Origin of the sequence: Kitasatospora sp. NPDC001540 (assembly GCF_042894345.1) — a bacterium.
Taxonomy (GTDB): Bacteria; Actinomycetota; Actinomycetes; order Streptomycetales; family Streptomycetaceae; genus Kitasatospora; species Kitasatospora phosalacinea_C.
Genome location: NZ_JBIAVO010000026.1, coordinates 40,112 through 53,335 on the forward strand (window position 1 = coordinate 40,112; position 13,224 = coordinate 53,335).

The following is a 13,224-nucleotide window of genomic DNA, read 5'->3' on the forward strand; positions in this document are numbered from 1 at the left end:
TCCGAACCCGGGCCAACTCGCAGGGGCCGCAGAGCCGGTGATGGTCCGTCTGATGTCCGGGGGCCGGAGCCGGCGGAGCCCGCAGCCCCCGGACGGGGTGACTTTAGACAGGTACACGACCCCTCGTCAGCCGATCTGAGCTGAACTTGAGGATCACGGTTCGGCTACGCCCGGTAGTCGGGGGGTAGCGGATACCGGCTGGGTAACGGACCGGTCAAGCCGGTTGACCGGATGGCCCCGGATGGGAGTGGATGCCAGGATGGGCCGGTCCCGGTCCGGGCGCCCCCGGGTCGGGAACCGCGCCGCCGAACACCCGGACGTGCACGAACGACGGCCGTGCCGACCGCACCCGAGCCACCGGAAGGGAACCCGATGCGCCTGCTCCTGGTCGAGGACGACGACCGCGTGGCCGCCGCCCTGGTCGCGGTGCTGGGCCGGCACGGCTTCCAGGTCCGGCACGCCCGCAGCGGCCACGAGGCGCTGGACGCGCTCGTTCCCGACGGCAGCGAGCCGTACCGGGTGGTGCTGCTCGACCTCGGGCTGCCCGACCGGGACGGCTTCGAGGTGTGCAGCCGGATCCGGGCCGGCAGCGGCGTGCCGGTCATCATGGTGACCGCGCGGGCCGACATCCGCTCCCGCATCCACGGCCTCAACCTCGGCGCCGACGACTACGTGGTCAAGCCCTACGACATGGGCGAGCTGCTGGCCCGCATCCACGCGGTGGCCCGCCGCGGCACCCCCCGGCCCACCGAGGAGAACGGCCCCGAACCGGCCGGACCGCTGGCCTCCCGCGGCATCGAGATCGACCGCGAACGCCGCCGGGTCTCCGTCGAGGGCCGCGACGTCCCGCTCACCCGCAAGGAGTTCGACCTGCTGGCGCTGCTGGCCCAGAGCCCCGGCGTGGTCTACCGCCGGGAACAGATCTTCAGCGAGGTCTGGCGCTCCGGCTGGGAGGGCAACGGCCGCACCCTGGAGGTGCACATCGGCTCGCTGCGCACCAAGCTCGGCCTGCCCGGCCTGGTCGAGGCCGTCCGCGGCGTCGGCTACCGGCTGATACCCGGCCAGCCCGACGGCGAGCCCGGCCCGGGCCCCGGCTCCGGCGACCGCCCGGCGGAGCGCTGACCGCACCGTGCGCAACCGCCTGCTCGGCATCCTGATCGCCCTGATGGCCTGCGTGCTGGCCGCGCTCGGGGTGCCGCTGGCCTACCTGATCGCCGCCTCCGAGCAGTCCAAGGTGGTCGTCGACCGGATCGACGACGCCGCCCGCTTCGCCCAGGACCTGCCCACCCAGGGCCGCCCCAACGCCAGCGCGGTCAAGGGCGACCCGCAGCCCGGCCCCGGCGACAACGGCCGGCTGTACGCCCTGACCAGCGAGGCCGACCGCTACCACGAGCTGTACGGCGTCCGGATCGGCGTCTTCCAGCGCGACGGCAGCTCCATCGCCGTCGCCCCCGACGACTGGCGGCCCCCCGCCGCCGGACCCGGCCGCCAGGCCTACCAGGAGGCGCTGGCCGGCCGCCGCAGCCACAACCCGCCGCAGGTCTGGCCGTGGACCCCCGAACGCACCCTGGCCGTCGCCCTGCCCGTGGTCCGCGACGGCGACGTGGTCGCCGTGGTGCTCACCGAGTCGCCCACCGGCGGCCTGCGCTCGCGCATCCTGCACCGCTGGCTGGTGCTGGCCGGAGGCGAGGCGCTCGCCATGATCGTCGCCATCCTGCTCGCCGTCCGGCTCACCGGCTGGGTGCTGCTCCCCGTCCGCACCCTCGACCGGGCCACCCACGACATCGCCACCGGACGGCTCGGCGCCCGGGTCGCCCCCAGCAGCGGGCCGCCCGAACTGCGGCGCCTGGCACGCTCGTTCAACGACATGGCGGACCACGTCGGGCTCGCCATCGACCAGCAGCGGGCCTTCGTCGCCGACGCCTCCCACCAACTGCGCAACCCGCTCGCCGCGCTGCTGCTGCGGGTCGAGCTGATCGGGCTGGAACTGCCCGAGGGCCACGAGGAGGAGCTCGTCGCCGTCCGCGAGGAGGGCGCCCGGCTGGCCCGGGTGCTCGACGACCTGCTCGGCCTCGCCACCGCCGAGGGCTCCCGACCCGAACCCGAACCCGTCGACCTGGCCGAACTCGTCCGCACCCGGGTCGACGCCTGGACGCCGCTGGCCGAGCGGCGCGGTGTCACGCTGCACTGGGAGGGCCCGCCGATGGCGCACGCCTGGGCCGACCCGATCGGCTTCGGCAGCGCGCTGGACGCCGTCCTGGACAACGCGCTCAAGTTCACCCCGGCCGACAGCACCGTCCGGGTCGGCCTGCTGATCGGCAAGGACGAGGTCACCGCCACCGTCACCGACGCCGGACCGGGCCTCACCGAGGAGGAGCTGGCCCGGGTCGGCGACCGGTTCTGGCGCTCCTCCCGGCACCAGAACATCGACGGTTCCGGCCTGGGCCTGTCCATCGCCCGCACCCTGTTGCTGGCCGGCGGCGGCGGGCTCGAGTTCGCGCCCGCGGAGCCGAACGGCCTCACCGTGCGGCTGGTGGTGCCGCGGCGGCGGCGCTGGCCCGGAGCCTGAGCGGGCGCCTCCGGTCGGGGCTCCGGGGCTCGGGGCTCCGGGGCTCGGGGCTCAGGGCTTCACGGACAGGTAGTAGCGCTTGGCGCCGTCGTGCAGCGGCAGCGGGTCGGTGTACACCGCGGTGCGCAGGTCCACCAGCTGCGCGGCGTGCACCTGGCGGCCGATGTCGTCCCGGCTGTCGATCACCGCCCGGGTCAGCGTCTCCACCAGCGCCGGGTCCACGTCCGCCCGGGTCACCAGCAGGTTGGGCACCGCCACCGTCGGCACCGCCACCCGCTCCGGCTGCACGTTCGGGTACGCGTCCGCCGGGATGGTCGCCGCCCGGTACGCGTCCATGCCCGGGCCCGCCAACTGGTGCAGCGGATCGGACAGGTCGCCCATCGGAACGATCCGGATCGGCGTCCGGTCCGACAGGTCCGACAGGGCGGTCGTCGGCAGGCCGCCGGACCAGAAGAACGCGTCCAACTGCTTCTGCTGCAGCTCCTCCGCCGCCTGGACGACGCTGACCGAGTCCGACCGGACGTCCCGGTCCGGGTCCAGGCCCGCCGCCTCCAGCAGCCGCCGGGTCACCAGGTTCACCCCCGACTTCGCCTGCCCCACCCCGACCCGCAGCCCCCGCAGGTCGGCCACCGAGTGCACCGGCGAGTCGGCCGGCACCACCAGCTGCATGTAGTCGTCGTACAGCCGGGCGATCGCCCGCAGCTTCGGCTTCTCCGGGCTGTCGAAGGAGGCCACCGCGTCCGCCGTGGCCACCGCGAAGTCGTCCCGGCCCGAGGCCAGCCGCTCCAGGTTGTCCATCGACCCCTCGGAGTTGTCCAGCTGCACCTTCAGCCCCGGCAGGTGGTCGCCCAGGTACTGCCGCAGCAGCACCCCGTAGCGGTCGTACACGCCGCCGACCACCCCCGTCGCGAACGCCACCCGGCCGTGCGGCCCCGAGGTCGAGCGCGCCGAGGACGCCCACCAGCCGCCCGCGCCCCCGACCACCAGCAGCAGCACCGCGGCGACCCGGAACAGCCGGCCGCGCAGGACGGAGCGCAGCCCGGCACCCGGACGGGAGGAGAGGTTCGCAGCAGCCATGCCGTGGATACTGCCAGCCCCCACCGCCCGGCGGGAGGCCCTCCCCGGTGCCCGTACCCTTGGCTCTGTGGGTATGGAGGAGAGCTTGCGAACTTACAAGGTCGTCACGTACGGCTGCCAGATGAACGTCCACGACTCCGAGCGCCTGTCCGGGCTGCTGGAGGAGGCCGGCTACGCCAAGGCCGACGGCGACGGCGACCCCGACCTGGTGGTCTTCAACACCTGCGCCGTCCGCGAGAACGCCGACAACAAGCTGTACGGCAACCTCGGCCGGCTCGCCCCCGCCAAGCAGGCCAACCGCGGCATGCAGATCGCCGTCGGCGGCTGCCTCGCCCAGAAGGACCGCGAGACCATCGTCCGCAAGGCGCCCTGGGTCGACGTGGTCTTCGGCACCCACAACATCGGCCACCTGCCCGCCCTGCTGGAGCGCGCCGCCGTCGAGCGCAAGGCCCAGGTCGAGATCCTCGAATCGCTGGAGACCTTCCCCTCCACCCTGCCCACCCGGCGCGAGTCCGCCTACGCGGCCTGGGTCGCGATCTCGGTCGGCTGCAACAACACCTGCACCTTCTGCATCGTCCCCGCGCTGCGCGGCAAGGAGGAGGACCGCCGCCCCGGCGACGTCCTCGCCGAGGTCGAGGCGCTGGTCGCCGAGGGCGTCATCGAGGTCACCCTGCTCGGGCAGAACGTCAACGCGTACGGCTCCGACCTGGGCGACCGGGAGGCCTTCGGCAAGCTGCTGCGGGCCTGCGGCCAGGTCGAGGGCCTGGAGCGCGTGCGCTTCACCTCGCCGCACCCGCGCGACTTCACCGACGACGTGATCGCCGCGATGGCCGAGACGCCCAACGTGATGCACCAGCTGCACATGCCGCTGCAGTCCGGCTCCGACACCGTCCTGAAGGCGATGCGGCGCTCCTACCGGCAGGAACGCTTCCTCGGCATCATCGAGAAGGTCCGGGCCGCGATGCCGGACGCGGCGATCTCCACGGACATCATCGTCGGCTTCCCCGGTGAGACCGACGAGGACTTCGAGCAGACCCTGCACGTGGTCCGCGAGGCGCGGTTCGCCAACGCGTTCACCTTCCAGTACTCCAAGCGGCCCGGGACGCCCGCGGCCGAGATGGCGGACCAGGTGCCCAAGGCCGTGGTCCAGGAGCGCTACGACCGGCTGATCGCCCTCCAGGAGGAGATCTCCTGGGAGGAGAACAAGAAGCAGGTCGGCCGCAGGCTGGAGATCCTGGTCGCCGAGGGCGAGGGCAAGAAGGACGACCGCACCGACCGGCTCTCCGGGCGCGCGCCCGACAACCGGCTCGTCCACTTCACGCGGCCGGAGGGCGGGGTGCGGCCCGGCGACGTGGTCACCGTCGAGATCACCTACGCCGCCCCGCACCACCTCCTCGCGGAGGGCCCCGCGCTGGGCGTGCGGCGCACCCGGGCGGGCGACGCGTGGGAGAAGCGGCAGGCGGCGCCGGCGGCGAAGCCCGCGGGCGTGATGCTGGGGCTGCCGACGGTCGGCGCGCCGAAGCAGGTCGCGGCGGCGCCGGGCGGGGACGGGTGCGGCTGCTGAGAGGCAGCACGGAGCGGTGGGACCAGGGGCGCGGGGAACTGCGCGCAGCGGAGTCGCACGCCGACAGGATCGCGGGACGGTGCAGGGGATCGTCCTGCGTCGCGATCTTGCCGGCGTCCACGCGGCCGGACGCGCAGTTCCTCGCGCCCCCGTTTTGCCCTCCCGTAGAGTGATCGACATGCTTGCTGCTGCTGCCGTGTGCCCCTGCCCGCCGTTGCTCGTGCCGGAGGTGGCCGCCGGGGCCGCCGGTGAGGCGGCGGAGTTGCGGGGGGCGTGTCTGGCGGCGGTGGGGGAGTTGGCCGGGGTCGACCTGGTGGTGGTCGTCGGGACGGGCGAGCGGGCCGGGGTGTGGACGGAGGGCGGGGCGGGGTCGCTGCGCCGGTACGGGGTGGCGAAGGCGGTGCGGCTGCCGCTGGGCGGGGTGGACGGACCGGAGCTGTCGCCCGCGCTGACGGTGGGGGCGTGGCTGCTGGAGGAGGCGGGCGTCCGGGTGCCGACGCACGCCGTCGCGGTGCGGTCGGACACCGGGACCGAGCGGCTGCTGGGCCTGGGCCGGGGACTGGCGGAACTCGCGGACCGGGTGGGCCTGTTGGTGCTTGGCGACGGCAGTGCCCGGCGTTCGGTGAAGGCGCCCGGGTACCTGGACGAGCGGGCCGAGGGGTACGACCGGGCGGTGGCGCTCGCGCTGGCCGGGGCGGACGCGGCGGCGCTGGCCGGGCTGGACGCGGAGCTCTCGGCCGAGCTGATGGCCGAGGGGCGCGCCCCGTGGCAGGTGCTGGCGGGGGCCGCGGAGGGGACCGCGCTCAGCGGTGAGCTGCGCTACGAGGACGCCCCGTACGGCGTCGGCTACCTGGTGGCCTCCTGGCGCTGAGCGCTGAGCGCTGAGCGCCGGGTGGAGGGCGGAGGGCGGGGCGTCAGTCGTCCTTGGGCTTGGCGGCGAAGTCGTCGCGGGCGTGCTTGGTCGCGGAGGTGCCCTTGACGATCTTGTCCGAGTACTTGTGCTTGGTGGCCTTGTCGATCGCCTCGCCGGTCTTGTCCACCACGCTGTCGATCTTGTCGCCGTGCTTCCCGGCCAGTTCGCTGGCCTTCTCCTTGAGTTCCTCGGCCTTGCCCTTGAGGTTGTCCATCAGGCCCATGGGGTGCGCTCCTCGCGAATCGGGTCATTCCGGTACGGATACAGCTGATCCTCCCCGGTCAACGAGGCCGCGACACGGGAGGTGCCCGGGTTTTGCGAGACTGGGGAGGTGAGCGGTTCCTCTTCTTCCCCTTCCGCGCGTCCCGACGCCCTGCCCCGGGTGGTCTCGGTGGTCGGCGCGACGGCGGCCGGCAAGTCCGACCTGGCGGTGGCGATCGCCCGGGAGCTCGGCGGGGAGGTGGTGAACACCGACTCGATGCAGCTCTACAAGGGCATGGACATCGGCACCGCCAAGCTGACCCCGGCGGAGCGGGGCGGCGTCCCGCACCACCTGCTGGACGTCTGGGAGGTGACCGAGACCGCCTCGGTGGCCGAGTACCAGCGCCTGGCGCGGGCGGAGATGGACCGGCAGCTGGCGGCGGGGCAGGTGCCGGTGCTGGTCGGCGGCTCGGGCCTGTACGTGCGGGCGGCGGTGGACGAGATGGAGTTCCCGGGGACGGACCCGGCGGTGCGGGCCCGGCTGGAGGAGGAACTGGAGCGGGTCGGCCCCGGCGCGCTGCACCGGCGCCTGGCCGGGCTGGACCCGGCGGCGGCGGAGGCGATCCTGCCCAGCAACGGGCGGCGGGTGGTCCGGGCGCTGGAGGTCATCGAGATCACCGGGCGTCCGTTCACGGCCAGCCTGCCGACCCAGCGGGCGGTGTACGGGGCGGTGCAGATCGGCGTCCGGGTGCCGCGTCCGGAGCTGGACCGGCGGATCGAGCTGCGGGTGGACCGGATGTGGGAGGCCGGACTGCTCGACGAGGTGCGCGCGCTGGAGGAGGTCGGGCTGCGCGAGGGGCTGACCGCCAGCCGGGCGCTCGGCTACCAGCAGGTGCTGGCGTTCTTCGCGGGGGAGTGCACCGAGGACGAGGCGCGGACGGAGACCGTGCGGGCGACCCGGCGGTTCGCCCGGCGGCAGGAGTCCTGGTTCCGCCGGGACGAGCGGATCCACTGGCTGGACCGGCCCGAGGGGGCGGATCCGGTCGAGCTGCTGGGCCGGGCGCTGGAACTGATCGACCGTCCGGCGGCGCCCGGCACACCGGGCTGACCGGCGGTTTTCGGCTGCCCGGCGGTCCGATCCGGCCAGGCTCGCGGCGTCTGCACCGGCAGACGCAGGTGCAGGAGGTACCGGCGGTCACGGCGGGATCACGTCCTGGCATCGGATCACCCGATCATGCCGTGGGACACCCTGTCGAGGTGTTGGTACGTGCCATCATCGGTAGCACCGAGGCCCGGCACGCGGGCCGGCCTCACCGCCCGCGAGCCCCGGAGCTCGTGTCGAGCCGTCAGGGGAGGCCGCGTGTCAACGGGTACCGGCCCCGAAACCGATGAGCTGCTCGGCGACGTCTCCGACGGGTCCGAGACGCTCCCCGAACTCGCCGCCCCCACCACCTCGTACGCGGTGGCGCTGCCCGCGATCGACGACCTGGCCGCCGCGCCGGGGGTGGTCCACGAGCGGGACATCCGACCGCGCCGCCGCCTGCGCTGGTGGCAGATCCTGCCGATCGCCGCGACGCTGATGTTCGGCTCGCTGATGTTCGCCTTCCCGCTGGCCTTCGGCAGCGAGGGCGCGACCGCGATGATCGGGATGCTCGGCCTGCTGATCACCTCCGCCTCGGTCGGCTGGGGCGCGATGGCCGCCCGCCGGGCCGGGTACAAGTGGCCGGGCGTGCCGCGCCGCGGCAGCACCGAGCGGGCCGGGTGGCGGGCCATCGTGCTGTACACCCTGCTGGCCGCGGCGGCGGTGGCGCTCGCCGTCTGGCGGGTCGTCCACCTGCGCGGCTAGGCCCCTCCCGGCGCCGTCCCGCCTGTCGTCCCGCCTGTCGTCCCGCCTGTTGTTCGGCCGCGGCCGGACCCCGGCGGCCCCGTTACCATCGGCGGTGTGAGCGAGCGCAGCGGAATCAGCGGAACGGCCTTCCTCAAGGGGCACGGCACCCAGAACGACTTCGTGATCGTCCCGGACCCGGACGGTCGGATCGACCTGTCGGCGGACGCCGTCGCGCGGCTGTGCGACCGGCGGGCCGGGATCGGCGCGGACGGCGTGCTGCGGGTGGTCCGCTCGGCGGCCGAGCCCGCCGCGGCGGGGATGGCCGAGCAGGCCGAGTGGTTCATGGACTACCGCAACGCGGACGGGTCGATCGCCGAGATGTGCGGCAACGGGGTGCGGGTGTTCGCCCGGTACCTGGTGCACGCCGGGCACGCGAAGCCGGGCGAGCTGGCGGTGGCCACCCGCGGCGGGGTGAAGCGGGTGCGGATCGCCGAGGACGCCGCGGACGGCACCCCGGGCGAGGTCACCGTGGACATGGGCCGCGCCGCCTTCCCCGGCCCGGACGGCATCACCGTCACCGTGGACGGGCGGACCTGGCCCGCGCTGAACGTCAACATGGGCAACCCGCACGCCGTCGCCTTCGTCGAGGACCTGGCGCACGCGGGCCGCCTGTTCGACGCCCCGGCCACCGCCCCCGCGGGCGCGTACCCGCAGGGCGTGAACGTGGAGTTCGTGGTGGACCGCGGCGAGCGGCACGTGGCGATGCGGGTGCACGAGCGCGGCTCCGGCGAGACCCGCTCCTGCGGCACCGGCGCCTGCGCCGTCGCGGTGGCGGCGATCCGGCGCGACGGCGTCGACCCGGCGGCCACCGGCGAGGCGGTGCGCTACACGGTGGACGTGCCCGGCGGGCGGCTGGTGATCGAGGAGTTCCCGGACGGCCGGATCGAGATGACCGGCCCCGCGGTGATCGTCGCGGAGGGCGTCCTCGCCTGACGGCAGGTCAGCGCGACGCGGCGTCAGCTCCCGCTTCCCACACCGCTTCCCGGTTAATCCGCCCGTTCGGGTGATCCGGATGACAGAGGGGAAGCGGGGGCTCGCGCAACGTGCTCTGCTCGGTAGCATGGACCACCGGGTCGGCCGTCGCTCCGGTGTTGCTGCCGGAGGTGCAGATGACCATCCGCTCCGAGTTGGCGGGCTCGCCGTCCAAGCAGCAGGCGGGCCGGTTCAGCCGCGCGGCACTCGGCCGGGCCGGCCGGGCCGCGCTGCTCGCCACCGGGCGGACGCCCGTCCCCGACGCCATCGAGCCGATCGTCCAGGCCCACCGGGTGCACCACCCGCAGGCCGACGTACCGCTGCTGACCAGGGCGTACCGCGTCGCCGAGGAGAGCCACCGCGGGCAGACCCGCAAGAGCGGCGAGCCGTACATCACCCACCCGCTCGCGGTCACGATGATCCTCGCCCAGCTCGGCGCGGACACCACCACGCTGGTCGCCTCGCTGCTGCACGACACCGTCGAGGACACCGAGGTGACGCTGGAACAGGTCGCCGAGGACTTCGGGCCCGAGGTGGCGTACCTGGTCGACGGCGTCACCAAGCTGGAGAAGGTCGACTTCGGGGCCGCCGCCGAGCCCGAGACCTTCCGCAAGATGCTGGTCGCCACCGGCGACGACGTCCGGGTGATGGTGATCAAGCTCGCCGACCGGCTGCACAACATGCGCACCATCCGGCACATGAAGCCCGCCAGCCGGGTGCGGATCGCCAAGGTCACCCGGGACGTGCTGATCCCGCTCGCCGAACGGCTCGGCATCCAGGTGGTCAAGGCGGAGCTGGAGGACATCGTCTTCGCCACCCTGCACCCCGAGGAGTACGAGCGCACCGGCGCGGTGGCCGGCGGCTGGACGGACGGCGTGCTCGCCCCGTTCGCCGCCGAGCTCGGCCGCCAGCTCGCCGAGGCCGGCGTCCCCGCCGCCGTCACCGTGCGGCCCCGGCACCTGGTCTCGCTGCACCGGGTGATGATCAAGCGCGGGGCCGGGCCGGACGGCGCCGGGCTGCGGCCCGCCGACTTCGGGCGGCTGCTGGTGGTGGTCGAGGAGAACGCCGACTGCTACGCCGTCCTCGGCGAGCTGCACACCTGCTGGACGCCGCTGCCCGGCGAGTTCAAGGACTTCGTCGCCGCCCCCAAGTTCAACCTGTACCAGTCGCTGCACACCGCGGTCGCGCTGCCCGGCGGCGAGGTGATCGAGGTCCTGGTCCGCACCCGGCGGATGCACGAGGTCGCCGAGACCGGCGTGGTCGCCCTCGGCGACCCGCGCGCCGCCGACCGGCCGGGCGCGGCCGACGACCCCGAGGACCGCACCGACCCGGCCCGCCCCGGCTGGCTGGCCCGGCTGCTCGACTGGCAGCAGGACACCCCCGACCCGGACGCCTTCTGGTCCGCGCTCACCGCCGACCTGCGCGACGACCGCGAGATCACCGCCGTCACCGAGGACGGCGCTACCCTGCACCTGCCGGCCGGCTCCAGCTGCCTGGACGCCGCCTACCTGCTCGGCGAGGAGACCGGCCACCGATGTATCGGCGCCCGGGTCAACGGCCGGCTCGCCGCGCTCTCCACCGAACTGCGCGACGGCGACATGCTCGGCCTGCTGCTGGCCCCCGACGGCGAGGACAGCGGCCCCGACCCGCAGTGGCTGGAGTACGTCCGCACCCCCGGCGCCCGGCTCGCCGTCGCCCGCCGACTGGCCGCCCGCCCGGCCGCGCGACCGGCCCTGGCCGAGCTGCCCGAGCAGCCCGTCGGCGGCGCCCCGGCCCCCGCCGCGCCGCCCGTCGCCGGGCCCCCCGCACTGCCCGCGCCCCCGACGCCGCCCGCGCCGCCCGCCGCCGCGCCCGCCGAGGTGCCGGAACTGCCCGGCGCCGCCGTCCGGTTGGCCCGCTGCTGCACGCCCGTCCCGCCCGACGAGGTGACCGGCATCGTGCTGCGCGGCGGGGCCGTCGCGGTGCACCGGGCGGGCTGCCCCACCGGCACCCGGATGCTGCGCGGCGGCCGCCACGCGGCCGCCGTCCGCTGGCTGCCCGGCGGCGCCCCGCAGTGGGGCTACCGGGTCACCCTGCACGCCGAGGCGCTCAACCGCCCCCGGCTGCTCGCCGACCTGACCGCGGCGATCTCCGGCGAGGGCGTGTCCATCTTCTCCGCCGAGGTCGAGCCGCCCCGCCAACTGCGGGTGCGGCACAGCTACACCCTGGAGCTGCCGGACGCCGCGGCGCTCCCGGCGGTGATGCGGGCGATGCTCCGGGTCTCCGGCGTGTACGACGTCTACCGGCCCGGCGGGCCGGAGGCCGCGTCCGACGAGGCGGGGGCGGGTGCCGGGGCCGAGGCGGCGGCTGGTAAAAGGGATGACTCGGGCACGGCGGGCGTGCAACCATCGTGGGGAATTCACGGCGGCTCCGCCGTGTTGTCCGAGAGCACGACCCGATCCAACCCAAGGATGAAATGACCTCCACGTTCGACAGCCGCACCCGATCGAGCGAGTCCGCCAACCGGCTCGCCGACCTCAAGGCGGAAGCCCTGATGGACGAGGACCTCGCGGCGATCGACGAGGGCCTCGGCAACTACGACGGAGAGCAGTACGACCGCTCCGAGCGCGCCGCGCTCCGCCGCGTCCACGGCCTCTCCACCGAACTGCAGGACGTCACCGAAGTCGAGTACCGCCAGCTCCGCCTGGAGCGCGTGGTGCTGGTCGGCGTGTGGACGGACGGCACGCTGGAGGAGGCGGAGAACTCGATGGCCGAGCTCGCCGCCCTCGCCGAGACGGCCGGCTCCGAAGTCCTGGACGGCGTGATCCAGCGCCGCGACAAGCCCGACGCCGCCACCTACATCGGCTCCGGCAAGGCCCAGGAGCTGCGTGACATCGTCGCCTCCACCGGGGCCGACACCGTGGTCTGCGACGGTGAGCTCACCCCGGGCCAGCTGATCCACCTCGAAGACGTGGTCAAGGTCAAGGTCGTCGACCGCACCGCCCTGATCCTGGACATCTTCGCCCAGCACGCCAAGTCCCGGGAGGGCAAGGCGCAGGTCTCGCTCGCGCAGATGCAGTACATGCTGCCGCGCCTGCGCGGCTGGGGCCAGTCGCTGTCCCGGCAGATGGGTGGCGGTGGCTCCGGCTCCTCGGGCGGCGGCATGGCCACCCGCGGTCCCGGTGAGACCAAGATCGAGACCGACCGGCGGCGGATCCGCGAGAAGATGGCGAAGCTCCGCAAGGAGATCGCCGAGATGAAGAAGGGCCGCGACACCAAGCGGCAGGAGCGGCGGCGCAACCACGTCCCGTCGGTGGCCATCGCCGGGTACACCAACGCGGGCAAGTCCTCGCTGCTCAACCGGCTCACCGGGGCCGGCGTCCTGGTGGAGAACGCCCTGTTCGCCACCCTGGACCCGACGGTCCGCCGGGCCCAGACCCCCAGCGGCCGGCTCTACACGCTGGCCGACACCGTCGGCTTCGTCCGGCACCTGCCGCACCACCTGGTCGAGGCGTTCCGCTCCACCATGGAGGAGGTCGCCGACGCCGACCTCATCCTGCACGTGGTGGACGGCTCGCACCCGGAGCCGGAGACCCAGCTCGCCGCCGTCCGCGAGGTGATCGTCTCGGTCGAGGCGCAGAACGTGCCGGAGATCGTGGTGATCAACAAGGCCGACGCGGCGGACCCGCTGGTCCTCCAGCGCCTGCTGCGCCGCGAGCCGCACGCCATCGTGGTGTCGGCCCGCAGCGGCCAGGGCATCGAGGAACTGCTCGCCCTGATCGACCGGGAACTGCCCCGCCCCGCGGTGGAGGTCAAGGTCCTGGTGCCCTACACCCGCGGCGACCTGGTCTCCAGGGTCCACGCGGAGGGCGAGCTGCTCTCCACCGAGCACACGGCGGACGGCACCCTGCTGCACGCCAAGGTCGCGGCCGTACTGGCCGGGGAGCTGGAGCGGTACGCCGTCGTCGCGGCCTGACGCGGTCACCGGCACGGAACGGGACGGGCGGTGCACCCTCGGGGGTGCGCCGCCCGTCCGCTGCGTTCAGGCCCGGTCAGGCCCG

The 13,224-nt window shown here is 74.4% G+C and carries 11 protein-coding genes; 9 read left to right on the plus strand and 2 right to left on the minus strand.

Translation table 11 applies throughout. The annotated features are described in order from the left end of the window. The first annotated feature begins 372 nt into the window (after positions 1-372). On the plus strand, positions 373-1,122 hold the full coding sequence (locus ACFY00_RS26615) for a response regulator transcription factor (RefSeq protein ID WP_388034078.1): 750 nt from the start codon (positions 373-375) through the stop codon (positions 1,120-1,122). Positions 1,123-1,129: 7 nt separating this feature from the next. Then, positions 1,130-2,569, plus strand: a complete 1,440-nt coding sequence (locus tag ACFY00_RS26620; RefSeq protein WP_388034079.1) for a sensor histidine kinase — start codon at positions 1,130-1,132, stop codon at positions 2,567-2,569. A 51-nt stretch (positions 2,570-2,620) separates the two neighbouring features. Here the strand turns inward: ACFY00_RS26620 and ACFY00_RS26625 are convergent, their stop codons facing one another. Further along, on the minus strand, positions 2,621-3,646 hold the full coding sequence (locus ACFY00_RS26625) for a TAXI family TRAP transporter solute-binding subunit (protein WP_388034080.1): 1,026 nt from the start codon (positions 3,644-3,646) through the stop codon (positions 2,621-2,623). A gap of 73 nt (positions 3,647-3,719) precedes the next feature. Here ACFY00_RS26625 and miaB point away from each other — a divergent pair, with 73 nt between their 5' ends. Continuing rightward, a complete protein-coding gene (miaB, locus tag ACFY00_RS26630) occupies positions 3,720-5,210 on the plus strand; it encodes a tRNA (N6-isopentenyl adenosine(37)-C2)-methylthiotransferase MiaB (protein ID WP_388034081.1) in 1,491 nt (496 codons plus the stop codon). 178 nt (positions 5,211-5,388) lie between these two features. Then, positions 5,389-6,081 carry a hypothetical protein gene (locus ACFY00_RS26635; protein WP_388034082.1) on the plus strand — a complete coding sequence of 231 codons (693 nt, stop codon included), beginning with the start codon at positions 5,389-5,391 and terminating at the stop codon, positions 6,079-6,081. 43 nt (positions 6,082-6,124) lie between these two features. Here ACFY00_RS26635 and ACFY00_RS26640 read toward each other — a convergent pair whose 3' ends face one another. Continuing rightward, a complete protein-coding gene (locus tag ACFY00_RS26640) occupies positions 6,125-6,346 on the minus strand; it encodes an antitoxin (RefSeq protein ID WP_014138444.1) in 222 nt (73 codons plus the stop codon). Positions 6,347-6,454: 108 nt separating this feature from the next. Here ACFY00_RS26640 and miaA point away from each other — a divergent pair, with 108 nt between their 5' ends. From miaA to hflX, 5 genes are all read left to right on the plus strand, one after another. Beyond that, complete coding sequence (miaA, locus tag ACFY00_RS26645) at positions 6,455-7,432, plus strand: tRNA (adenosine(37)-N6)-dimethylallyltransferase MiaA (RefSeq protein WP_388034083.1); 978 nt, start codon at positions 6,455-6,457, stop codon at positions 7,430-7,432. A 252-nt stretch (positions 7,433-7,684) separates the two neighbouring features. After that, positions 7,685-8,170 (plus strand): hypothetical protein, encoded by a 486-nt coding sequence (locus tag ACFY00_RS26650; protein WP_388034084.1) that lies wholly within the window; start codon positions 7,685-7,687, stop codon positions 8,168-8,170. A 96-nt stretch (positions 8,171-8,266) separates the two neighbouring features. After that, positions 8,267-9,145 (plus strand): diaminopimelate epimerase, encoded by an 879-nt coding sequence (dapF, locus tag ACFY00_RS26655; protein WP_388034085.1) that lies wholly within the window; start codon positions 8,267-8,269, stop codon positions 9,143-9,145. Between the two features lie 176 nt (positions 9,146-9,321). Next, on the plus strand, positions 9,322-11,643 hold the full coding sequence (locus ACFY00_RS26660) for a RelA/SpoT family protein (protein WP_388034086.1): 2,322 nt from the start codon (positions 9,322-9,324) through the stop codon (positions 11,641-11,643). Beyond that, on the plus strand, positions 11,640-13,139 hold the full coding sequence (hflX, locus tag ACFY00_RS26665) for a GTPase HflX (RefSeq protein ID WP_388034087.1): 1,500 nt from the start codon (positions 11,640-11,642) through the stop codon (positions 13,137-13,139). Before ACFY00_RS26660 ends, hflX begins: the two co-directional genes overlap by 4 nt. The last annotated feature ends 85 nt before the right edge of the window (positions 13,140-13,224 follow it).